Raw genomic sequence first — 24071 nt, 5'->3', positions numbered from 1 at the left:
TTATAGCAAAAAAAAGAAGCCGTGTCAGTATACTTACCACGGCTTTCTTGCAATAAAAAAACTCCCCGGCAGCCTTGCTGCCGGAGAGCCCCTCTATAATCCTGCCTTTATTTAGCCTGAGTGATTGCTGCCTGTGCTGCTGCAAGACGAGCAATAGGTACACGGAACGGGCTGCATGAAACATAGTCAAGTCCGATCTCATTGCAGAACTCGATGGATGAAGGATCTCCACCGTGCTCTCCGCAGATTCCGCAATGGAGTGAAGGGCGAACCTTCTTACCATTATCTACTGCGAACTTCATCAGCTTGCCTACACCGTCTGTATCAAGACGAGCGAACGGATCTGACTCGAAGATCTTGTTCTCATAGTAAGAATCAAGGAACTTACCAGCATCATCACGGGAGAATCCGAATGTCATCTGGGTAAGGTCATTGGTTCCGAAGCAGAAGAACTCAGCATCCTTTGCGATCTCATCAGCTGTAAGAGCAGCTCTTGGGATCTCGATCATGGTTCCTACCTCATACTTCATATCAGATCCTGCCTCTGCGATAAGCTTGTCAGCTGTATCTGTGACAGTCTTCTTTACGAACTTAAGCTCCTTCTCCTCACATACGAGCGGGATCATGATCTCAGGAACAAGGTTCCAGTCCGGATGAGCCTTCTTTACAGACAGAGCTGCCTTTATAACTGCTGTGGTCTGCATCTCTGCAATCTCAGGATATGTAACAGCAAGACGGCATCCTCTGTGACCCATCATAGGGTTGAACTCCTTGAGTCCTGCGATGATGTCCTTGATCTGCTGAACACTCTTGCCCTGAGAATCAGCAAGCTTCTTGATATCCTCCTCTGTCTGAGGAACGAACTCATGAAGAGGTGGGTCAAGGAATCTGATTGTAACAGGGTCGCCTTCCATTGCCTCATAGAGCTGCTTGAAGTCGTCCTCCTGATATGGCTCGATCTTTGCAAGAGCGGCCTTTCTCTCTTCTACTGTGTCTGAGCAGATCATCTCACGGAATGCATCAATCCTGTTGCCACTGAAGAACATATGCTCTGTACGGCAAAGGCCGATTCCCTGAGCTCCAAGCTCACGAGCCTTCTTCGCATCACGAGGGGTATCTGCATTTGTACGAACCTTAAGTGTTCTGTATTTATCAGCCCATCCCATTACACGAGCGAAGTCTCCTGCTACTGAAGCTTCCTTAGTAGCTACATCACCCTGGTAAATGTTTCCTGTAGAACCATCGAGTGAGATGTAGTCTCCCTCATGGAAAGTAATTCCTGCGAGTGTAAACTCCTTCTTTTCCTCATCGATATTTGTGATATCTGAGCATCCTGATACGCAGCAGGTTCCCATTCCACGTGCAACAACGGCTGCGTGGCTTGTCATTCCTCCACGTACTGTAAGGATACCCTGAGCAGCGTTCATTCCCTCGATATCCTCAGGTGAGGTCTCAAGACGGACAAGGATGACTCTCTCTCCCTTGCCTCCCTTTCCTAATGCCTTTGCCTCCTCAGCAGTAAATACTACCTTACCTGCTGCGGCACCTGGTGATGCAGGAAGAGCTGCGCCGATCTTCTTTGCGCTCTTTAAGGCTGCTGGATCGAATACAGGGTGAAGCAGCTGGTCAAGGCTCTTTGCCTCGATACGTGTAACTGCTGTCTTCTCATCGATCTGTCCCTCATCTACGAGGTCACATGCGATCTTTATAGCTGCCTGAGCAGTTCTCTTACCATTACGGGTCTGAAGGAAGTAAAGCTTTCCTTCCTCGATAGTGAACTCCATATCCTGCATGTCGTGGAAATGGTTCTCAAGGCCTGTAGCAAGCTCCATGAACTGCTTGTATACGTCTGGCATTGCATCTGCAAGAGTAGAGATAGGCTGAGGTGTACGTACACCTGCAACAACGTCCTCACCCTGTGCATTGAGGAGGTACTCACCGAAAATTCCCTTCTCTCCTGTAGCCGGGTCACGTGTAAATGCAACGCCTGTACCTGATGTGTTACCCTTGTTTCCGAATACCATGGTCTGAACGTTTACAGCTGTTCCCCAGTCTCCAGGGATGTCGTTCATACGACGGTAAACGATGGCACGTGGATTATCCCATGAACGGAATACTGCGAGGATGGCTCCCATCAGCTGATCCTGTGGCTCCTGAGGGAAGTCCTTTCCAAGAGCATCCTTGTAGATCTTCTTGAATCTCTTTACGAGCTCCTTTAAGTCATCTACATCCATCTCGACATCATACTTGATGCCCTTCTTAGCCTTTACGTCGTCGATTTCCTTCTCGAAAAGAGACTTGGAAACCTCCATTACTACGTCTGAATACATCTGGATGAAACGACGATATGAATCATAGGCAAATCTAGGGTTTCCAGTCTTCTTTGCGAAGCCCTCGACTGCGACGTCATTAAGTCCGAGGTTTAAGATGGTATCCATCATTCCCGGCATTGATGCGCGGGCACCTGAACGAACTGACACAAGAAGCGGATCCTCCGGGTCACCGAATTTCTTTCCGTTTACTTCCTCGAGCCACTTAAGGTTCTCCTCGATCTGATCTGTGATCTCCTTTGTAAGGCCCTTTCCGTTATTGTAGTACTCTGTACATGCTTCTGTTGTGATTGTGAAGCCGTGTGGAATAGGCATATGCAGGTAATGAGTCATCTCAGCAAGGTTACAACCTTTTCCGCCGAGAAGATTACGCATATCTGCTCCGCCTTCTTCAAACTTGTAGACCCACTTCTTTGCCATTTTATTTCCTCCTGTAAATGTGAATTGATAAACGTGCCCGCCGGTCGCAAGATGGGTCCCCGTGCGGTCACCCTATATATTCTATCACAATCACTCCGATATGCAAGGATTTTTTGACAGGCCCTACTCAAGCTCCTTTAAGACTGCGCCTATACCATTCTTCTCGTATATATTGCGGTAATATGAGACCTCATCGTTTATAAGCCAAGGGACATTGCTATCATTATGGTTCCTATTATAATGGTCCATACTATCTGTGATGATGAGAAATAAGGGCTTATCAGTCTCTGCGCCCCTATCTCCACTGCCATAAGTGACATTCCTGAAAAGAACTCTGTCAGATAAAGATATTTCCTGTTTTTTAATATTGGTCTTTCTTTCATAGAATATAAGGATGTATTGCAACGATTCAGAAAGCTGCTATAATAATGCCATGAATAACAGACGCACCTTCTTTTCATATGTAATACCATCTGTCCTTTCGTTTGCCCTGTCAGGTATCTATGCTATCGTCGATGGTTTCTTTATCGGAAACAGGATCGGCGATGCCGGCCTCTCCGCCATAAACATTGCCTACCCGATCACTGCCTTTATCCAGGCTGCCGGGACCGGCATAGGGATCGGCGCCTCTGTAAGGTACTCTATCCTGATGGCTGGCGGTGATAAGGACAGGGCCTCTGAATTCATCGCCGGTGCTATTTATATGATGCTTCTTATAAGTGCCGTGATTAGCGGAGGTGTTTTTTTCTTCTCCAGGGCTCTTCTTGCGGCTCTCGGCGCTTCCGGCCATCTTCTTTCTCTTGGAAATGAATATATAAGGCTTATTGCAGTTGGAAGCCTCCTTCAGGTTTTCGGTACCGGTCTTGTCCCCTTCATGCGCAATTTCGGCGGCTCCCTCTGGGCTATGGGCGCTATGATCGGCGGCTTTATCACAAATGTATTCCTTGATTTTTTCCTGATATGGATAAAGGGTAAGGGAATGACTGGTGCAGCTCTGGCAACTGTTGCCGGGCAGGGCATCACAATGCTTGTCGCTCTTATCTACTGTCTGGCAAAAAGAAGGCTTGCTCTTCGGATCTCTTCCTATGATATATGGGATGTATTCCTGCGCACGCTAAAGATCGGTCTGGCTCCATTCGCTCTCACTCTGGCTCCCAATATTTCTCTTATCATAATAAACCGCTTCAGCGTCTTCTATGGCGGCGAGGCGGCCATTGCCATATATGCCTGCATTTCCTATATCATCTGGATCGTATATCTGCTGCTACAGGGCGTTGGCGATGGCAGTCAGCCTCTTATGAGCCGTTTCTTCGGTGAGGGTGACAAGAGATCGCTTTCTCAGATAAAAAGCCTTGCCTATGAATCCGCTATCCTTCTGGCCATTGCAGGTGCTCTTGTCATCTTTTTCCTTCGCGCCAGGATCGGGCTTTTGTTCGGCTCCTCTGCCACTGTCAACAAAGGCATAATAAGGGTGATGCCGATCTTTCTCCTCTCTCTTCCCTTCGATGCGATAACCCGTGTCACCACTGCCCTGTTCTATGCGACCGAAAAGAGCATCCGCTCCTACATCCTGACCTTCTCTGAGCCGGTCATTTTGCTACTCCTGATCCTTTTCCTCCCACCCCTGGCCGGCGGACAGACAATGATCTGGTGGAGCGCAGTGATTGCAAAGGTAGTCACTGCAGGGATCAGTATTTGGTTAGGGATAAGGGGCGAGGAGTGACACCTAACCCCTAAAAAACCGCAACCTCATTCCGGGGTTGCGGTTTTTACGTTCTATCAGCTATCTGGCGCTTATTTCTTTATATCCTTCGCATAAAAGCGGTCGTACTTCAGGCCTGAGATATCGCAGGAGGTCGGCTCTCCGGCGATAAGCTCGGAGACGACAGTTCCTACGCCAGGAGCTATACCGAAGCCATGGCCTGTAAAGCCGCAGGCCAGAATGAGACCAGGCACCTCACTCACTGTGTCAATCACAGGAACTCCATCCTTCATGTTGTCTGACCAGCCAGCCCAGGCTCTGACTATCCTGGCATCCTTTAACATAGGGATGTATCTGATGATACCGCGGCAGATGCAAGGTACAGTATCGCTGTAGTTTACAGGGGTGCCGTTATCCTTTTTATAGAGCTCGAAGCCCGTGGAGCCGCCGATCACGAACGAACCATGGTCTGTCTGGTGGCCGTAGAAATCCGCCTCGGCGGTTCCAAGCATCTGTTCAAACATCTTTGGCTCAGCCTCTGTCACAAGACACTCGATGAGCTTACTCACCATTGGGATGTCAATCCCGACAGTTCCAGCTATGGCACGGGATGCCATACCAGCAGCAAGGACTATGTGATCTCCCTCATAGCTATCTGTCTGCGTGATGACACGTCTTGCCCTGCCCTTTATCTTCTTTATCTCCTTTACATCCTCACCGGTGATAAAGGTGACGCCAAGCCTTCTGGCAGCCATATAATAGGCCAGCGTAGCCTTAAGAGGGTTGGCATGACCATCTGTCGGACACCAGCTTGCGCCTATGATCTCTTCAGAGAGGTAAGGGTTTATCTCTCTTACCTCGTCTCCATCTATCATCCTTACATCAAGTCCACAGGCAGAGGCACTGTCCGCAAGCTTCTTTAATGTAGCAAGATGAGCCTGCGTCTTCCCCAGACGAAGGTTTCCCTTCTTGTGATATTCCACATCGTAACCGAGCTCCTCGGAAAGAGTCGGCCAGAGATGCTCGATCCCGTACATGGCGAGCGGAAGTTCCCTTGGATCACGGCCTGACTGACGGACACCGCCTCCGTTGCGGCTCGAACCACCGTCACCGATGATATCGGATTTTTCCAGAACAGTTACCTTGTATCCCTTCTTAGCCAGATAGTAGGCACATGCATTGCCTATGATTCCGGCGCCGATAATAATTACGTCTGATGTAGTCATAGATCTGTATCCTCCGTCTCATCCGCATATACATGCATTTCAGTAGGTCTCATAGGAGCTCTGGAGCTGGCAGGCTCTAATAGGGTCGGAGAACATTTAAGCTCTCTTGCGACAATACCCTTTACCAGCTTTGCACAGGTCTGGCCCTGGCAGAGTCCCATACCGCAGCGTAAGTATCTCCTGATCTCAGCTATCGTCCACAGGCCCTCATGAACGGCTTTTCTTATTTGGCCCTTGGTGACTTCCTCGCAGCGGCAGACGATCATATCATCGTCAGGCATAGGAACGAATTCACCTATATCTCTGGATCTGTTGCTTAATTCACTCATTGTTCCTTCCTCCTTGCGCTTATACTGCTGCCTTGAAAAATCTTGCCTTCATCGCATATTCCTTAGGAACCTTTATAGTAAGAAGACTGGTCCCGTCGAATGCCTTACCTGATCTGACCTGTACCACCTCAGCGTCGCAGACCACAGAGCCGTCCCTTCCGAGAGCCTTTCCCTTTGATCCTGTGTCGGGAAGAGGCATAAACTCATAAGGAAGAGTGATAGTGGCACTGCCGTCTCCATCGTCCTCATTTACAAGGAAGATAGCCTGTCCAGGGCAGGAGGCCACGCACATACCACAGTTTACACAGGTGCTGTCAGTCACAGAAATAGGGAGGGAGGTGATATTATCCCCTATGGAAATGCAGCCCTTCGTACATGCGTCCTGACAAGGGTTGCATGGGATGTTCTGGGTGCATTCAAGCACCGGATGAAGGCCGGCCTTATGGACTACTCCAGGGAATCTTTCTATCTCGTCATCTGCCACATAGCCCTTTTTCAGTAGATTTGTGGAAATATCTATTCCCTCCTCAGTCTCTGTAATATTCTTTCCTCTGTTCTTTGGAGCAAACATTCCCTGACGCAGGGAGTCAAGCGAGGCTTCAAGCTTTTTAAGCTCAGCATCCTTTTCCTCTGCAGTCATATAGCCCAGGTATTCAGCGGCTACGACTCCTGACATACGCCCCTCGATCATGGCTGAGGATGCCTCCTCGATACCGGATACATCACCGGCTGAGAAGATACCCGGAACAGATGTCTCGCCGTATTCTCCGACTACAGGCACCTGACCGCCGCGCTTAGGATTATCCTCCATCCTGCAGCCTGCCATCTTCAGAAGCTGCGACATAGGAGAAAGACCGACTGCCACGCAGACAGTGTCCACATCAAAATGCTTATCGCTTCCCTCTATGAACTGGAAATGGTCATCAACCTGACCGATAGTCACGCCTGTTACATGATCATCTCCCTCGACCTTTTTTATAGTATGTGAAAGGTAGAACGGAACTCCTGTACGTGCTACCTTTGCAGCATGCACTCCGTAGCCTCCTATCTTTGGAGCCGCATCTACAAGAGCGACCACATCGCATCCGCACTGGATCAGCTGGAATGATACGACAAGACCAACATTTCCAGATCCAAGCATGAGGATCCTGTCCCCTGGCTTTACTCCGTAGAGATTCATAAGAGTCTGTGCTGCTCCTGCACCCATGACTCCCGGAAGATTCCAGCCATCGAAGAGGACCATGTTCTCTGCTGCTCCTGTAGCAATGATCACCGCATCGCCCTTGAAATGATGAACCTCATCACCCATCCTTACAACTACTTCCCTGTCCTGATAGAGGCCTATGACCGTTGCGTTCAGCTCGACCTTTACTCCTGCCTCGTTTGCCTCCTTAAGAAGCTGCTCTCCGATATGGAAGCCTCTGATCTTTGCCTTGTGCTCCTTAGATCCAAAAAACTTATGTATCTGCTTGAAAAGCTGTCCGCCCGGACGTGCATTCTCATCAAATACGACTACATTCATACCGCGCTTTGCGGCCTCTATGGCTGCTGAAAGTCCAGAAGGACCGGCGCCAACTATTATCAGATCAAATCTTTCTATTTTCATCTACTTTTCCTCCGGACTTATCACTGTCTGTCAAATGGTTTATCGCTGACTCCGTACTGGGTACGTACATCCATGCCCTCGGCAAGCGGTGTCATGCAGGTCCTTACATTAGGCTCACCATCCACTACCATCACACAGTCTGTGCATCTGCCGATCGCGCAGAAGATACCTCTTGGCTTGTGCTGCTTCATAGTATATCTGTGAACCATGACTCCGTTTGCCTTGAGGGCGGCCGCAATAGGCTCACCCTCGTATCCCTGCATCTCCTTTCCATCGTAGGTGAATGTAACCACCCTCTTGCCCTCGTTCTGGGCGCCAAGGATCGGATGCGTCTTAATCCTTCCTGCCATAGTGTTTCTCCTTCCTTTCGGGTTGATTCCTGTTTCAATTATCACATACAAGCTCTGTAAAGATCAGCTATTGATTCCTTAGTATATGAGCCCGGGGTATTATCTATATTTCCTGCCGATACCTTACAGCAGTTTTCGGCCAGCCAGTCTATATCCTCTTCTCCGATACCAAGATCAGAAAGAGTGATATTCATGTCAAGCTGTGACAGAAGGACTCTTATCCTTCCGGCACAGTCCTCTGCGGTAAATCCTCCGAGTATACGGGCAATACGTCCGAACTTCACTCTGTTATATCTGTATTCCGCTTCTATTACTGCCGGAGTGATAGCTGCAAGTCCTCTGCCGTGCACTGCATCTACCTTTCCGCTTACAGGATGCTCCATTCCGTGAGCTAATGTGACACCGGCTGTATTTATCACCATTCCTCCGAATGTAGCTGCAAGAGTCACAGCCTCCCAGGCCTCATCGCTTTCCTCTCCTCTGTAGAGCTTTACCAGATTTTCGGCTATAAGAGGGATGGCATAGAGGCATAAAGCATCAGTAAGCGGCTGGGCCTTCCTTGCCGTATAGGCCTCTATACAGTGACAGAGAGCGTCGAAGCCAACAGAGGCAAGCACTCCTTTAGGCATTGTCTTCATCACAAGAGGATCGACGACAGATGCCTTTGCGACTATAGCTGTACTCCTAAGCGACTTCTTGTCTGCTGTAGCCGGATCTGTAAGGACTGCAAATCCATTTCCCTCCGATCCTGTTCCGCAGGTGGTAGGGATAAGCACCAGAGGAAGAGCCATATCTCCTGTCTTTCTTCCAAATATATAATCAGAGATATCACCATCGTTTTTTGCCATAAAGGCTATTCCCTTTGCGGCATCCATCACGCTTCCTCCACCAACTGCCACAACAAGCTCAGTGGAAAGTGACCTTGCAAGTGAGGCTCCCTCCATTGCTGTGGTCGTAAGAGGATTAGGAGTAACCTTATCGAAGATCTCGCAGGTCATTCCCTCTGCTTCCATAAGACCCTTTACGCGGTCAAGCAGGCCTGACTTTCTGGCACTCGAACCTCCTGTTACTATAAGGGCCTTTTTTCCATAGGCTCTTGCGATCTTTCCGGCAAGATCCACCTTTCCCGGGCCGAAATTTATATTTACCGGAAGGAAATAGGAAAACTCAGGGGCCATTACAGGTATCTGATCAGAAAGAGTCTCTTCCTTTTCAAGAGCCCTTTCAACGCTTATTACAGCTGTACCCTCGCCTGTCTGTGTCTTTTCCTCTGAAGAGGTCTTAGAGCCGGCCATCATAGCATTGAGAGGAGCATAGTAGCCGAACTTGTCCTTGTATCTGGCCTTGCAGCCTATCACGAAGAAGATCCCGACTATAAACCAGCCTCCCGCTATTCCCCATTCCTGAGGCATAAGAGCCGCTCCTGACGAGGGAAGTATGTATAAAATAAGCATTAGTCCTGACATTATGACAGCCAGGGCGCCGGCTACCTTACCGAATCTTACCTTGTATGGGCGAGGCATATCCGGTTCCTTCTTCCTTAATATAAGGAAGGAGAGGCTTACCATGAAGTAGGCCAGGACACAGCCAAAGTTTCCTGCATCAGATACCCATACAAGCATCTTTCTTCCTGCAAAGGGAGCCAGCATGCTAAGGATTCCTATAAGCCATACAGCTGTTGTAGGTGTCTTGTGCTTTTTGCTAAGCTTCTTGAACGCACGAGGCACCATATAGGATTCAGCCATGGAATAGATGGCACGGCTTCCTCCGAGCATGAAGGAGTTCCAGCTGGTTACTATTCCACACATTCCTGCTATTATTATAACCTTTGACATTGCCTCGCTGTGGAAAGCCTTTGCCATTGCGTCTGCTGTTACAAGTCCTGATGCCTGATATGAATCGGCAATAGATCCGCTATCCATTACATATCCAACTGCAAAGATCACCAGGGCATAGAAGGAAATGGCCAGGACAATGGAAAGGAGCAGGATCTTTCCTATCTTTTTAAGGGGAACATTTATCTCCTCAGCTGCCTGTGGGATCACATCAAAGCCAATGAAAAAGAAAGGACTTACCGCTGCCACCCTTATGATATTCGAAAGAATACCTGACTGGCTGCTCCCCTCAAATACCTGACCGCTTAAGTTTGACGGGGCGCCTGAAAAGAGAGAGGCGACGACAAGAGCTATTCCGGCAGCTCCTATAGCTACAGTAAGTATGGTCTGAAGGATAGCCGCTGTCTTTGCTCCCATCAGGTTTATTATCGTTATGATAAAGGCAAAGACCACTGCTACAGCTACCCATGACGCATAGATTCTAAAGCCAGCGACAGTATACATATAGCCCTTCAAAAAGCCCGGCCACAGATAGGATATGATAGTTGGGAACGCACAGGCCTCAAAGCATACGACGCTTACATAGCCTAGTATTATGGCCCAGGTGCAAATGAAGGATCCGTAGGGTCCCATTGCCCTCATCGAAAATACATGCTCTCCACCGCACTCAGGCATGGCCGGTGTGAGCTCTGCATATGTAAGTCCTATGAAAAAGATCATCACGCCGCCCAGTACAAATCCCAGCATTGCTCCGATCACTCCGGCCTTTTCGATCCAGTCTCCTGACTGCACTACCCAGCCCCAGCCTATCATTGCTCCGAAGGCTATTACCAGGATATCCCAGGAGCTGAATACCTTGTTGAATTCCGAGCCCTTTTTCTCACCCATAGTATTCACGCTCCTTTCTCTTCAAGCATTTCTACGAGCATCAGGATATACTGGGCTGTCTTTTCCCAGCCGAGAAGAGAGCTGTCTATCATTATATGACGGTTTTTTCTGTCTCCTCTGTAGGTACCTGTTATATACTTATGTCTTGCATGGTTCTTTTCATCATTATATGAAACGATCCTTTTAGCCTCGTCACGGCTTATGCCCTTCATGCCCATAACAGCATCTATCCTTGTGTCAAGAGGCGCATAGATGAATACGTTAAGCACATCATCCCTGTCCTTCAGGATATAGTCGCTGCTGCGGCCTATAATTACACATGATGATTTCTCTGCAAATTCATGAATGACCTCGAACTGTGCCGATATGACCCTGTTGGTAAGGTTCGCATATCTTGGGCCAAGCGAGGTGTCAAAGGAATAGTGTACATTTCTTTCTACATCAGCCTTCTCGACCAGGTCCTTTTCTACTCCCAGCTGGTCTACAACGGAATCCACCAGATCCCTGTCGTAGTATTCAATACCGAGGGCCTTCGACAGCATCTGCCCGATCTGAGGTCCGCCGGCACCGTATTCGCATCCTATTGTGATAACCAAATGCTTCAATGGCTTCTCCTTTCTCTAAAAAAGGACCGCCGGAAATATATCTCCGACGGCCCCATTGCCATTTATATCATGCCATCAGCGGCTTGTCCCACAGATGAAGCTTTGTGCCTATGCCTTCCTTTAACGCCTTCTCATAGCACCTTGTAGCCCACGCCACATCCTCTACAGGCATTCCTCCTACCGAGTAAACAATTATCTCATCATCGCTCTTTCTGGCCTGCTGCTTTCCATTTACGATCTTTCCGACATCTCTTATATCATCGTCTGTGATCATGCCCTCATGTTCCATATCCATGAACTTGGTACCGACCATAGTCACCTTTCCATAGGTAGGATAAGGGAACTCACTTGCCCATGCCTTGTAGAGTCCGATTGCATCGACAGCCAGCACGCAGTCCTCTGCCAGGAACTTCTTGTCGAATTCAGCTCCACCAGGACAGGTGATAGTGCATCCTGTCTTTACCCATTCCTTCTCGACCTTAGGGTACTTGCTCAAGTCATGTCCGCTTGTTGCTGCAAATCCTACTACATCTGAATCTCTTACGCATGCTTCAAGACTGTCAACTGCCTCTATCCTTACATCTGGATATTTTTCCTTTGCGAATTCAGTGAACTCATCTATACCCCTCTGGCTTCTTCCCTTGATCTTAACCAGCTCTATCCCCGGGCAGGCATCCATTATGGCCTCAAAGGTTGTCCTTCCTATTACTCCGGGTCCGCATATACCTGCGATCTTGGAATCCTTTTTTGCAAAATGTCTAAGGCCTGCTCCTGCCGTTGCTCCGGTACGGTAAGCACTAAGGAGGTTTGCAGACATAAAGGCCTTTGGTGCTCCTGTATCCTTATCAGAAAGTGTAAACATAAGGATAGAACGTGGCAGACCCTTTTTCTTGTTCTCCATGTTGGAGCCGTACCACTTAACACCTGCATTATCAAACGGAGCACCGATATAAGCCGGCATTGCCATGAATCGTCTGTCCTCTCCCTTTCCTGAAGGCATCTCCGGGAATGGTGACTCATCCGGGAAGCCAAGCTTGGTGCCGTGGGAATAATGGTTGTCTCCACCCATCATGAAATCTCCCTTGTCAAGAAGACCAAGCACCTCCTCCATAGCATCTACACAGCCGTGCATATCTGTAACACCAGCCTTAACCATGTCATCCTCGTTTAAGAATAGAAAATCAACTGCCGGATATTCACTCATAATATTTGCCTCCTGTAATATCTATCATCTATAGCATGACTCTAAGAAAAAGAAAGACGCCACAGGAAATCACCGGTCATTTCCTGCGACGTCTTTGTCGTCTGTTTCTCTTTTTGATTGCTTATATTTTACATTCATCAAATGATAATTATTGTAAAAAACGGAACAAGCATTGGGGAATGTTTGCAGCCACCTATTGAAGCCTATGGATTTTAGTCATAAGATAAGGACATGGAAACCACTATAGTAAAAAGCTGGAAAAGAGAAAAAATAAGATCTACCCAGCCATTCTTTGTGCTTGACAGCAGGGACTTCATTCAGGAAACCTACCGCAAGATGGGAATCTCGCATTTCTATATGCTCCGTAAGGATCCAGGCCTTCCTCTGCGATCCATCCCTACAGGCTGTATAGATTTCATGTTCTGCTACAGAGGTCCCGGGGAAATGCGCTCTCTAGTCACAGGAACGGCCCTCTCCTTTACCGGGGACCTGCTGGCCGATGAGACAGATATTTTCGGTGTCCGTTTCATGCCAGGCACAAATCCCAATGGTCTTATGCTCCGTCTCCACGATCTGATAGGAGACCAGCTTTCTCTAAGAGAATTCTATCCCTATGATTTCGACTTTGACCAGCTTTCCATGCAGACGGATTTCACCTCAAGGGTCAGGGTCTTTCTGAATGAATATACCGCTCTTCCGGCCAGAGGCAGGGCTCCCTACGGAAAGGAGGCTCTTTTTGACGCAGTATGCGATATGATCTACAATAGCGACGGCCAGATAAGAGTATCAGAGCTGTCGACGCGGACCAGCTATTCGCAGCGCTACATAAGACGGATCTTTCAGGAGGAAATGGGCTTTTCTCCAAAGACATTCTGCTCGATCCTGCGTCTCCAGAGGGCGATCGAGTTTATAAACTACGGCTATGATGAGAAGACAGCCGACTGGATAAGCGATCTGGGCTTTTATGACCAGTCCCAGTGCATAAGGGATTTCCGCAAATACACAGGCATGACTCCAGGTCAGTACAAGCAGCTGATAAAAGAGGGAAACTACAGAGGAAAGGCTGTCTATGCCCATGACAAGGGACTTAAGGTTCTTTAGGTCAAACCTCTTTACATTAGGATGATTTTGTGAGAAAATGAAGGCTGCAAATAAGATAAGTATGTATTTGAAAGGAGTTTCAATGACTTACACAACAGAAGTGCAGAATATGTGCCCTGTAGCTAAAGGCGCTAAGCATGAGCCGGCACCTATTCCTGAAGAGGGCAAGTGGGTTCATGCAAAAAAGATCGAGGACATCTCAGGCTTCACACACGGAGTAGGCTGGTGTGCTCCTCAGCAGGGTGCCTGCAAGCTTTCTCTTAATATCAAGAACGGTGTAATTGAGGAGGCTCTTATCGAGACCATCGGATGCTCAGGAATGACTCATTCAGCAGCTATGGCAGCTGAGATTCTCCAGGGCAAGACCATTCTTGAGGCTTTAAATACAGACCTCGTATGCGATGCTATAAATACCGCTATGAGAGAGCTCTTCCTTCAGATCGTTTACGGACGTTCACAGTCTGCATTCTCTGATGACGGACTTTCAGTTGGAGCAGGACTTGAGGATCTCGGAAAGGGACTTCGTTCTCAGGTCGGCACAATGTATGGTACAAAGGCAAAGGGTGTCAGATACCTCGAGATGACAGAGGGTTATGTGACTGATCTGGCTCTTGATGAGAATGACGAGGTTATCGGATACAAGTATGTCTCTCTTGGCAAGATGACAGACTTCATCAAGAAGGGCGACGATCCTAATACTGCCTGGGAAAAGGCAAAGGGTCAGTATGGCCGTATTGATGACGCAGTAAAGTTTATCGATCCTCGTAAAGAGTGATAAAAAGGAGACGTATAATGGCTTTATTTGAAAATTATGATGCAAGAATAAAACAGATCACCGAGGCTCTGAATAAGTACGGTATCAAGGATATCGAGGAAGCCGAGAAGATCACAAAGGATGCCGGACTCGATGTATATCATATGGTCGAGGGAGTTCAGGGTATCTGCTTCGAGAACGCCAAGTGGGCTTACACTGTAGGCGCCGCCATCGCAATAAAGAAGGGCTGCAAGAGAGCAGCTGACGCAGCAGCAGCTATCGGAGAGGGACTCCAGTCCTTCTGTATTCCTGGATCGGTTGCTGATCACCGTAAGGTAGGTCTTGGACATGGTAATCTGGGAAAGATGCTTCTCGAGGAGGAGACAGAGTGCTTCTGCTTCCTGGCTGGACACGAGTCCTTCGCAGCAGCTGAGGGTGCAATCGGTATCGCTACAATGGCCAATAAGGTTCGTAAGAATCCTCTGAGAGTCATCCTTAACGGTCTTGGAAAGGATGCAGCCCAGATCATCTCAAGGATCAACGGTTTCACATTCGTAGAGACCCAGTATGACTACAAGAACGCAAAGCTCAACATAGTTTCAGAGACCCCTTATTCAAAGGGCGTAAGAGCTTCTGTAAAGTGCTACGGCGCCGATGATGTACAGGAAGGCGTAGCTATCATGTGGCATGAGAACGTAGGAGTTTCTATCACCGGAAACTCAACCAACCCTACCAGATTCCAGCATCCTGTAGCAGGAACCTACAAGAAGGAAAGAGTTGAGGCCGGAAAGCCTTACTTCTCTGTCGCATCAGGCGGTGGTACAGGACGTACCCTTCATCCGGATAATATGGCAGCAGGTCCTGCTTCATACGGTATGACTGATACAATGGGACGTATGCATTCAGACGCCCAGTTCGCAGGATCATCATCAGTTCCAGCTCACGTTGAGATGATGGGTCTTATCGGAATGGGAAACAACCCTATGGTAGGTGCTACAGTTGCCGTAGCCGTTTCCATAGAGGAGGCTGCAAAGGCAGGAAAGTTCTGATTCTTCTTTCTTCTGTAAATAAAAGAACCGGCAGTGACGGATGCGAGAGATCGCAGACCGCCGCTGCCGGTTTTTTTATCCGAAAACTACTTATTATGTCTTCCTATCCATTCATTTGCAGGATCAAAGAGTCTGTTATATGAAATTCCACATACCCTCTCGCAGATCCTTCTTTCTTCCTCTGTCGCAGCAGGAATATCCTCTCCTCTTCTCCTTGCTATATCACGCTTTATCACATTGTACTCCTTTTCTGTCATAGGAAATTTCATCGCAAAGATAAAAAGCAGTATACACAGGATTACCGGCATCAGGATAAATATCAGAGCTATACCATGCTGGGTATACAGACTTTGTCTTCCTCCGGCCTTCGCCACCTTTGAACTGTAGCCCACTGCCGCCAGAAGGACTCCTGTAAGCCAGGATGAAAGTCCTGATGAAATCTTTCTGGCAAAGGTCGACATACCGGATACTACTCCGGGTCTCCTGACTCCTGTTAGAAGCTCATCCACATCCGGCATATCAGCCATTATAGCAAATATGCTTGTAAGAGTCGCTGCATTTCCTATTCCTATCCCACAGGCTAAAAGAAGGACAAAAATTATGCTTACTCCCTGATAGGAGAATGGTATAAGAAGGAGAGTTGAGGCTATCCTTATGGGAGCTCCTATCAGTATAGTGGTACGCTTTGATGTCCTTTCCATCACAGGTCCCCAGATAATCATGCCAACCAGCTGAGAAACTATAATAGCAGCCATCAGATAGGTAAAGTAATGATTACCATATCCATTCAGCACATCATCTACATAATACACTGCCATACCTGTCACAAAATCCGTTGCGCACTGTCCGCTCAGATAGATACCGATAAAGAGACGGAAGCTTCTGCTCTTAAAGACGCTTCCTGCATGATCGAAACTGTCTATAAGCCTTGACCTGACCGGAGGATGCTGCTTCTCCCAGGTGCCCGCTACTGTGACAAGACATGTCACAAGGAAACAGATTCCGAAGACCACGCAGCATCTGAAATAGAGACTGGCGTCTGTCGGATCTCCTATAAGAAAGGTCGGGACTACTCCGCATACCATAGCCCCGAGCGTAGACCAGATCATCCTCATATTTGAAAACTTAGACCTTACCGCATAATCATCCACCATATCTGCAAGCAGCCCATTGTAGGGTACCATAAGGATGGTAGAGCCTGTGGAAAAGAGGCAGTACATGACTATATAAAAGACCGTCATGGCTGCCGCCGATGAAGAAAACGGGATCCAGATGGCCATGAAGGATAAGGCTGTGGCAATCGAGCCTATAAGCATATAAAACCTCTTCGGTCCCATTTCCCTGCTGGTCCGGTCGGTTATATTCCCCATAATGGGATCTGTGATTGCATCCCAGAAATTTCCAACAAGTGGTACGGTACCGGCCAGGGCCGGCGGCATCCCCATTGCCTTTATCAGGAAAGCTGAGAAAAAGGAACCGATTATCACAAAGGCTCCTCCATTAAAAAATTCCGCCATTCCATAGCTCATCTGTGCCCATAGTCCTCTGGAATGATTTTTTTCCTCTTTCATAATATACCTCCGTTCTTATAAACTATTTTCATTATATCAGTTTCCATACGTCGTTAAAAGTAAAATGTTCGTAATATTGTTGAATATCTGACAGAAAAATTATAAAATAATGGAAGGAGGTTATTGCTTATGAACACACCACTTGTATGGGCTCACAGAGGAGCCAGCGGATATGCGCCGGAGAACACTATCCCCGCATTCGAGCTTGCCAACCTGATGGGAGCCGACGGAGTAGAACTTGATATACAATACACAAAGGATAAAAAGATAGTAGTCTGCCATGACGAGACCATAGACAGGACATCAAATGGATCCGGCCTGATAAAGGACTACACCCTGTCCCAGCTCAAGACCTTTAATTTCGATAACGGCAACAAGGCCTACGAGGGCGTGACGATTCCTACCATGCAGGAGGTATTCGATGCCCTGCGTCCTACAGAGCTTACTATAAACATAGAGCTAAAGACCGGCATATACTTCTATCCGGGTATAGAGGATGACATTGTAAAGCTAACAAAGAAAAACGGTTTTTCTGACAGAGTGATCTACTCTTCCTTCAATCATTATTCTGTGATGAAGATCAGAAGGCTCGATCCGCTGGCCAAGACCGGCTTTCTATATGCCGACGGCACTATTGATATGCCTGCATACGGCCAGACTCACGGAGTGGACGCACTTCATCCTGCCCTCTATAACATACAGTACCCTGATTTCATTCAGGAATGCAGGAACAGAGGTCTTTCTGTAAATGTATGGACAGTTAACGAGGAGAAGCATATGAAATTATGTCAAGAGACAGGAGTAAATGCTATCATCACTAACTATCCTAAGAAGGCCTTAAGGCTTTACGGGAGAGCATGATGACAGCTATTCTTGGTGAAGATGATTTCAGGGAGGCCATGGATGGGCCATGCCGTGAATGGAGAGAACAGGCTGTAAAGGATGGTTACCTTGATTCATATGACGGCACTCCTATCCATTACTACTATGCGATACCTGATAAGCCCAGGGCTATCATAGTGATCTTTCACGGCTTCTGCGAATTCTTCGGGAAATATCATGAGATGTCCTGGTATTTCTTCAGGGAGGGCTACGGCTTCTTCTTCCCTGAGATGAGAGGTCATGGCCTCTCAGGAGGCAAGCTTGCCGAAAAGGATCTGGTATATATTAAAAGCTATGACCAGTACTTATCCGATATGAAGACCTTTTATGACAGGATCGTATCTGTAAAGAAGCCTCAGGGTATTCCTGCCGTGCTTTTTGCCCATTCGATGGGAGGAGCGATCGCCTCCCTTTATCTAGAAAGCTATCCGGATGACTTCTGTCTTGCCATACTTTCAAGTCCCATGGTACGCATTCAGACAAATGGGATATCAAGAGCAAAGATCGCACTTCTGTGGCTATATGTCCATCTCTTCCATAAGGAAAGGATGCTCTCAGTAGGCCAGCAAAGATTTGATGGAGTAAGAGTCTTCGAGACATCAAGCGCCCAGTCAAGGGCCAGATATGACTATCTGTTCGATCAGAGACTAACCTGTCCTGATTACCAGACCTATGGAGCGACCTTCGGCTGGTCACTGGCCTCTGTCTCCGCCACAAGGAAGCTAATAAAAAAGGCAGCATCCATTAAAACCCCTCTTCTGGTATTTGAGGCAGGCTGTGACCATCTGGTTGATCCATCCGGATACAGAGACTTCCTATCAAAAGTAAAGGATGCCCGTCATATCACCTACCAGACATCAAAGCATGAGATCTTTAATTCCACCGACCAGGTCCGGAAGGACTACTACAGACATATATTCTCCTGGCTGTCAGAAAAACTAGCTCTTAGTGAATAGGGCTATACATTCAGTATTGTCGGTCCTTGGAAACATATCTACGCAGGACAGCCTGGCTGTCCTGTATCCATGAGCCGTAAAGGTCGGGATATCCCTTGCCAGGGAGGCCGGCTTGCAGGCTATATAGATTATCGAATCCACATCATAGGATACTATCTTTGACAGAGCCTTTGGCGACAGCCCCTCCCTTGGAGGGTCGACTATTATCATATCGGGACGCTCTTCAAGTCCTTCAATTACCTTGAACACATCTCCGCATATAAATGAACAGTTTGAGATCCCGTTCAGCCCTGCATTTGCCCTTGCCGCCTCCACTGCCTCAGGAACTATCTCCACTCCTGTCACATGAGTGGCATAGGAGGAAACGATCTGGGTGATGGTCCCGGTCCCTGAATAAAGGTCAAAGACCTCTGATGGCTTTTCTCCTGAAAGAGCAGAAAGCATATATTCCTTGGCCTTGCCGTATAGCTTTTCGGCTCCGGCTGAATTGGTCTGGAAAAAGGAAAATGGAGAGATCCGGAAGGTAAGGCCGCATAGCTTCTCATAGAAAAAGTCATTTCCATACAGGACCTCTGTTCCCTGATCCGTTACAGCATCAGCCAATGAATTATTCCTGGTATGGAGGATACCTGCTATCTCTCCGTCAAGATCAAGAGACAGGATCCTGTCCTTAAAGCCCGAAAGCAGGGACTTTTCATCAGATCCCTCATAGCCGGCACTCACCAGGTCTACAAGAATCTGGCCTGTAAAATGGGCCTTTCTTACCAGAAGATGCCTCAGATATCCTGTATGGGCTCTCTTTCTGTAAAAATCAGTTCCCTTTTCCCTGAAATATCCGCATACAGCCTCAGTTATCCTGCCAAAATCAGCTGAAGTAATCTGACAGTCCGGAACTGAAACTATATCGTAGAACCTCCCCTTTCTGTGCATTCCAAGCTCCAGAGGACCATCCTTACAGCGGTTTCCGAATGTAAATTCCATCTTGTTGCGGTAGGCACAGGCCTCATTGCCTGTTATGCCCTCAAATATCTGATCGAAATCAGGCAGGGGCTCGATAAAAAGCTCACGCAGCTTTTCCTGCTTCCTTAGAAGCTCCTCCTGATAGGGAATGTCCTGGTATCTGCATCCTCCACAGTTGTCAGGATCCCCAAAATGAATACAGCTCATCTGTCATCTCCAAAAATAAAAGCCGCAGCTTCTGCTGCGGCCTTAACTACTGTAAAATCCTCTCAGTCCTTGTCTTCCGCAAAGAGGTCGTCATCATCGTCATCAAATGCGTCATCGAAATCATCATCGAACGCATCATCATAATCCGGCGTGAAATAACGGTAGAGCGCATATGCGATACCACATACAACAGCTACAACTCCGACTGTAATCAGGATTCCCTTTACCAGCTTTTTCATGTCTGTTTTCTCCTTCTTTTTCTGTTTGATCTCCGCACGGCTTCTGACCAGTGATGCAGGCTTATCAAGTATCCTAAGAAGCTTGCTTACATCTATCAGGTCCGCCAGATCGTCCTTTGTCAGTTCTCTGGAAAATATTTTCATAATACCTCCTGACCTGTATGATAAACTTATCTTAATTATACCACATCAAAGGGAAATGTAAACCCTCAGACCTTTTTCAGCCTGGCAAATCCTGCGAAGAGTTTCCTCCTGCCGGCCTTTTCAAACTCTACCGTGACCTCGTAGTCCTTACCCATGTCCTTGATCTCCGTGACCTGGCCCTCGCCGAACTTGAGATGCGAGACCCTGTCTCCTACCCCGTAATCTAAGACAGTCTGCTTTGACATGCCCTTTTGAACTAAGGAATCAAGCTTTTTGGTGTAGTCTGTCGAAATCGTCTTTTTCCTTGTCCTTTTCTTTGTTCCAGGGGTCGCAGAATAGCCTCTGACTCCTCCATATGCCAGGCTCCCGTAGCCCTCCCTTTTCTCCGTAGTATAGGAAGGCTGATGCTCTAAATTAAAGCCTCCTTTATCAGATCTGTCCTTTCCTCCGGGCACATAGCCATCTATCAGGTCCTCCGGTATCTCCTTTACAAAGCGGCTCACATTGGAATACTCGATCTCACCATGAACCATTCTGGCTCGTGCTGCCGTTATAGTAAGAGAATCCTTGGCTCTTGTGATCCCGACATACATAAGTCTCCTCTCCTCCTCTATGTCCTGATCTGACGTATCAGAATTGATCGACATATAAGAAGGGAAGAGGCCATCCTCCATTCCTGCCAGATATACATTGGCAAACTCAAGTCCCTTGGCAGCATGAACTGTCATAAGAGTCACCCTGTTATCGCTTTCATCCGATGCATCTGCGTCGGTTACCAGAGACACATCCTGAAGGAACATGGTAAGTCTTTCGGCGTTAGTAAGCCCTTCATTCTCCTTATCAGCGTTAAGCCTTCTTTCAAACTCTGCTGCCTTGCTCACCAGCTCGTCGATATTAAGAAGCCTCTCCTCTGATTCATCTGTGTTTTCTGCCTTAAGAGCCGCCCGGTAGCCTGTCTGCTCAGCAATGTCCTTTATCAGACCTGTAACTCCGTCCTCATTAAGCATGACAGTAAGCTTCTCAATCAGATCAGTAAACTCAGTGATCTTTTTTCCGCTTCTGCCAAGCATTCCGTCCGATACTCCACGTGAGAGGGCCTCAAAGAATGAGATACCGCTGGAAGCAGCGATCGAAGCGACCTTGGCCTCAGTTGTAGCTCCTATGCCTCTCTTAGGCACATTCAAGATCCTTCTGACCGATACATCGTTTGAGGAATTCTCTATGACCTGAAGATAGGCGAGCATATCCTTTACCTCTCTTCTCTGATAGAAGTTGACACCGCCGACTATCCTGTAAGGGATATTCTCCAAAAGCATCTTCTCCTCTAGAAGACGGGACTGGGCATTTGTCCTGTAAAGGACTGCGAAATCCCTGAAATCGTCCTTTAAGCTCTTTTCCTTTCTTCTTATATCATCTGCTATGAAAGCCGCCTCCTCATAGCCGCTTTCAAACATCTTAAATACAATCTTATCTCCCTGGCCCCTTCTGGAGAAAAGCTTCTTGGCCTTTCTGCCCTTATTATTCTTAATAACAGCATTGGCAGCATCAAGTATAGTCGAATATGAGCGGTAATTCTGCTCCAGCTTTATGACCTTTGCATCAGGAAAGCGCTTCTCGAAGCTTAAAATATTTTCAATATCTGCTCCGCGGAATTTGTATATAGACTGGTCATCATCTCCTACGACGCAGAGATTCCTCCTCTTCTCAGAAAGAAGCCTTATAAGTTCGAACTGGGCGGCATTTGTATCCTGATACTCGTCGACCATAAGATAATGGATCCTGTCGTTATAATAAGCCCTTACCTCTTCATCATGACTTAAAAGCTCTACTGTCTTTACTATCAGATCATCGAAATCGAATGCATTATTGGCCTTAAGCCTGGCCTGATACTCCCTGTATACAGCCGGTACCAGTCCATCAGGAAAGCTATGGGAGAATCCCTTTTCCGAATACTCTGGAGAAATAAGACTATCCTTCAGATGACTTATCTGGTTAAGGAAAAATTTTTCCTTGACCTTTTTCGTATCTATATTCTTTTCCTTCAGGATATGTCTGATAAGAGTCCTTGAATCCTCCGAGTCATATATGGAAAAGCCGCTCTTATAGCCTATCCTCTCAGAAAAGCGTCTTAAGATCCTGACACAGGCTGAGTGAAATGTGGAAATCCATACTCCGCTGTTGGCCCCGCTTAAGGCCTCGACCCTCTCCTGCATCTCCCTTGCGGCCTTGTTCGTAAAGGTGATAGCCATAATGTTCCATGGCGCTACTCCTTTTTCCTCTATCAGATAGGCTACCCTGTGAGTCAGGACCCTGGTCTTGCCTGAGCCGGCTCCAGCCAGTATAAGAACGGGGCCCTCGGTCGTGAGAACCCCGTCAAGCTGTTCCTTGTTAAGTATTTTGCTCAAATCTTCCATTTATAATCCTAGTCTTTTAAGTATCAGATCATAGCCGTCATCGCCGTAATCGAGCGAACGCCTTACTCTGCTGATGGTCGCTGTCGATGCTCCTGTATCTGCTGCTATTACCTGATAGGTATCATGGCGGCGAAGCATTGCAGCAACCAGAAGTCTCTGCTGCATTGCCTCAAGCTCGCCTACCGTGCACAGATCCTCCATAAAACGGTATGCCTCATCCCTGTCTGTAAGGGAACAGAGGGCATCCATGAGTTTGTCCATAGACGGTGAATGCAGATTCTTGCTCATAAAAGTGTCACCCCTTGTCTGTCTGCCTCTTCTATATCACTCTCCGGCCATACCGATACCTGAACCTCACCGATATGACATTTTCTCAGGAAAAACATACAGATCCTCGACTGTCCGATCCCTCCGCCTATAGTATATGGGAGCCTTCCCTCCATTATAGCCTTGTGGAAAGGAAGCGACAGGCGATCCTCACAGCCTGCTGCCTTAAGCTGCTTAGGGAGAGAGATCTCATCCACTCTTATACCCATCGATGACAGCTCAAGTGAGATATCATCTACTGGATAATATACTATTATATCCCCGTTCAGCTCCCAGTCATCATAGTCAGGAGCCCTGCCGTCATGAGGCTTGCCATCGGAAAGCGGGCCTCCTATCTTCTGTATGAAGACTGCACCATGCTCCTTTGCTATCCTGTACTCTCTTTCCTTAGCAGTAATATCCGGCCATCTGTCTAAAAGCTCCTGGCTGGTTATAAAAAAGATCTCCTCCGGCAGGAAGCAGTCAATATAATCGTAGAGATTGCTCATATGCTTTTCAGTCACACGAAGAGCCTCATATACGTTCTTTACAGTATCTATAAGAGTGGATTCGTTTCTTTTGTCATGTGTGATGACCTTCTCCCAGTCCCACTGGTCCACATATATAGAATGTATATTGTCCGTTTCCTCATCACGCCTGATCGCGTTCATATCTGTATAAAGGCCTTCTCCCGGAAGAAAGCCGTATCTTCCCAGAGCCATCCTCTTCCACTTGGCCAGCGAATGGACTATCTCCACCTTCTTATCGCCAAGCTCCCTGATACCAAAGGAAACCGGTCTTTCAACTCCGTTCAGATTGTCATTTAATCCTGACTCAGGGGTAACGAACAGAGGCGCCGTAACCCTGTGAAGATTAAGCTCAGCTGACAGCTGACTCTGGAAGAAATCCTTTACTCTCTTGATCGCGATCTGGGTTTCCTTTAATCCCAGCACCGGCTTGTAATTATCCGGAATTATAATGCCTGCCATATTT

General features: G+C 47.6%; 21 protein-coding genes. 6 read left to right on the top strand and 15 right to left on the bottom strand.

What is annotated here, in order from left to right; all coding sequences use genetic code 11:
- Positions 1 to 107: 107 nt before the first annotated feature.
- Both ppdK and ACTNCK_RS01665 read right to left on the bottom strand, forming a co-directional pair.
- Entirely contained in the window at positions 108 to 2750 is a 2643-nt protein-coding gene (gene ppdK / locus ACTNCK_RS01670) for a pyruvate, phosphate dikinase (protein ID WP_441080594.1), read from the bottom strand.
- A 197-nt stretch (positions 2751 to 2947) separates the two neighbouring features.
- Positions 2948 to 3133 (bottom strand): hypothetical protein, encoded by a 186-nt coding sequence (locus tag ACTNCK_RS01665; RefSeq protein WP_441080593.1) that lies wholly within the window; start codon positions 3131 to 3133, stop codon positions 2948 to 2950.
- Between the two features lie 50 nt (positions 3134 to 3183).
- Between ACTNCK_RS01665 and ACTNCK_RS01660 the strand changes: the two genes are divergently transcribed.
- Positions 3184 to 4473: an MATE family efflux transporter gene (locus ACTNCK_RS01660; protein ID WP_441080592.1), complete on the top strand. Its 1290-nt coding sequence runs from the start codon at positions 3184 to 3186 to the stop codon at positions 4471 to 4473.
- A 71-nt stretch (positions 4474 to 4544) separates the two neighbouring features.
- Here the strand turns inward: ACTNCK_RS01660 and ACTNCK_RS01655 are convergent, their stop codons facing one another.
- The 7 genes from ACTNCK_RS01655 to ACTNCK_RS01625 all read right to left on the bottom strand — a co-directional run bounded on the left by ACTNCK_RS01655 (position 4545) and on the right by ACTNCK_RS01625 (position 12495).
- Positions 4545 to 5678 (bottom strand): NAD(P)/FAD-dependent oxidoreductase, encoded by a 1134-nt coding sequence (locus ACTNCK_RS01655; RefSeq protein ID WP_441080591.1) that lies wholly within the window; start codon positions 5676 to 5678, stop codon positions 4545 to 4547.
- Entirely contained in the window at positions 5675 to 6007 is a 333-nt protein-coding gene (locus ACTNCK_RS01650) for a (2Fe-2S)-binding protein (protein ID WP_441080590.1), read from the bottom strand. The genes ACTNCK_RS01655 and ACTNCK_RS01650 overlap by 4 nt, the downstream gene beginning before the upstream one ends.
- A 19-nt stretch (positions 6008 to 6026) precedes the next feature.
- Positions 6027 to 7613 (bottom strand): FAD-dependent oxidoreductase, encoded by a 1587-nt coding sequence (locus ACTNCK_RS01645; protein ID WP_441080589.1) that lies wholly within the window; start codon positions 7611 to 7613, stop codon positions 6027 to 6029.
- A 20-nt stretch (positions 7614 to 7633) separates the two neighbouring features.
- On the bottom strand, positions 7634 to 7963 hold the full coding sequence (locus ACTNCK_RS01640; protein WP_441080588.1) for a (2Fe-2S)-binding protein: 330 nt from the start codon (positions 7961 to 7963) through the stop codon (positions 7634 to 7636).
- A 41-nt stretch (positions 7964 to 8004) separates the two neighbouring features.
- Positions 8005 to 10686 carry a bifunctional amino acid transporter/iron-containing alcohol dehydrogenase gene (locus ACTNCK_RS01635; RefSeq protein ID WP_441080587.1) on the bottom strand — a complete coding sequence of 894 codons (2682 nt, stop codon included), beginning with the start codon at positions 10684 to 10686 and terminating at the stop codon, positions 8005 to 8007.
- 5 nt (positions 10687 to 10691) lie between these two features.
- Positions 10692 to 11291 carry an AAA family ATPase gene (locus tag ACTNCK_RS01630; RefSeq protein WP_441080586.1) on the bottom strand — a complete coding sequence of 200 codons (600 nt, stop codon included), beginning with the start codon at positions 11289 to 11291 and terminating at the stop codon, positions 10692 to 10694.
- A 67-nt stretch (positions 11292 to 11358) separates the two neighbouring features.
- The gene (locus tag ACTNCK_RS01625; RefSeq protein WP_441080585.1) at positions 11359 to 12495 is read right to left on the bottom strand and encodes a tyramine oxidase subunit B; all 1137 of its coding nucleotides are present in this window, start codon (positions 12493 to 12495) and stop codon (positions 11359 to 11361) included.
- Positions 12496 to 12726: 231 nt separating this feature from the next.
- On the opposite strand from ACTNCK_RS01625, the gene ACTNCK_RS01620 reads away from it, so the two are divergent.
- From ACTNCK_RS01620 to ACTNCK_RS01610, 3 genes are all read left to right on the top strand, one after another.
- A complete protein-coding gene (locus ACTNCK_RS01620; protein ID WP_441080584.1) occupies positions 12727 to 13596 on the top strand; it encodes a helix-turn-helix domain-containing protein in 870 nt (289 codons plus the stop codon).
- A gap of 82 nt (positions 13597 to 13678) precedes the next feature.
- Positions 13679 to 14371 carry an iron-sulfur cluster assembly scaffold protein gene (locus ACTNCK_RS01615; RefSeq protein WP_441080583.1) on the top strand — a complete coding sequence of 231 codons (693 nt, stop codon included), beginning with the start codon at positions 13679 to 13681 and terminating at the stop codon, positions 14369 to 14371.
- 17 nt (positions 14372 to 14388) lie between these two features.
- Positions 14389 to 15399, top strand: coding sequence for a GGGtGRT protein (locus ACTNCK_RS01610; protein ID WP_441080582.1), 1011 nt, complete (start codon positions 14389 to 14391; stop codon positions 15397 to 15399).
- An 86-nt stretch (positions 15400 to 15485) separates the two neighbouring features.
- Here ACTNCK_RS01610 and ACTNCK_RS01605 read toward each other — a convergent pair whose 3' ends face one another.
- Positions 15486 to 16970, bottom strand: coding sequence for an MFS transporter (locus ACTNCK_RS01605; RefSeq protein WP_441080581.1), 1485 nt, complete (start codon positions 16968 to 16970; stop codon positions 15486 to 15488).
- Positions 16971 to 17099: 129 nt separating this feature from the next.
- On the opposite strand from ACTNCK_RS01605, the gene ACTNCK_RS01600 reads away from it, so the two are divergent.
- Positions 17100 to 17831 (top strand): glycerophosphodiester phosphodiesterase, encoded by a 732-nt coding sequence (locus tag ACTNCK_RS01600; protein ID WP_441080580.1) that lies wholly within the window; start codon positions 17100 to 17102, stop codon positions 17829 to 17831.
- Positions 17828 to 18808, top strand: coding sequence for an alpha/beta fold hydrolase (locus tag ACTNCK_RS01595; protein WP_441080579.1), 981 nt, complete (start codon positions 17828 to 17830; stop codon positions 18806 to 18808). The genes ACTNCK_RS01600 and ACTNCK_RS01595 overlap by 4 nt, the downstream gene beginning before the upstream one ends.
- On the opposite strand, the gene rlmD is transcribed toward ACTNCK_RS01595, so the two are convergent.
- The 5 genes from rlmD to asnA all read right to left on the bottom strand — a co-directional run bounded on the left by rlmD (position 18791) and on the right by asnA (position 24067).
- Entirely contained in the window at positions 18791 to 19975 is a 1185-nt protein-coding gene (gene rlmD, locus ACTNCK_RS01590; protein WP_441080578.1) for a 23S rRNA (uracil(1939)-C(5))-methyltransferase RlmD, read from the bottom strand. The genes ACTNCK_RS01595 and rlmD overlap by 18 nt on opposite strands.
- 62 nt (positions 19976 to 20037) lie before the next feature.
- A complete protein-coding gene (locus ACTNCK_RS01585; RefSeq protein WP_441080577.1) occupies positions 20038 to 20358 on the bottom strand; it encodes a hypothetical protein in 321 nt (106 codons plus the stop codon).
- 65 nt (positions 20359 to 20423) lie between these two features.
- Complete coding sequence (locus ACTNCK_RS01580) at positions 20424 to 22772, bottom strand: ATP-dependent helicase (RefSeq protein WP_441080576.1); 2349 nt, start codon at positions 22770 to 22772, stop codon at positions 20424 to 20426.
- The gene (locus ACTNCK_RS01575) at positions 22773 to 23060 is read right to left on the bottom strand and encodes a YerC/YecD family TrpR-related protein (protein ID WP_441080575.1); all 288 of its coding nucleotides are present in this window, start codon (positions 23058 to 23060) and stop codon (positions 22773 to 22775) included.
- On the bottom strand, positions 23057 to 24067 hold the full coding sequence (gene asnA, locus ACTNCK_RS01570; RefSeq protein WP_441080574.1) for an aspartate--ammonia ligase: 1011 nt from the start codon (positions 24065 to 24067) through the stop codon (positions 23057 to 23059). The genes ACTNCK_RS01575 and asnA overlap by 4 nt, the downstream gene beginning before the upstream one ends.
- Positions 24068 to 24071: the final 4 nt, after the last annotated feature.

The organism is Candidatus Weimeria sp. HCP3S3_B5 (assembly GCF_052064335.1).
In the GTDB taxonomy this organism is placed as follows: domain Bacteria; phylum Bacillota; class Clostridia; order Lachnospirales; family Lachnospiraceae; genus Weimeria.
This window is presented reverse-complemented; position numbering and strand designations above follow the sequence as displayed.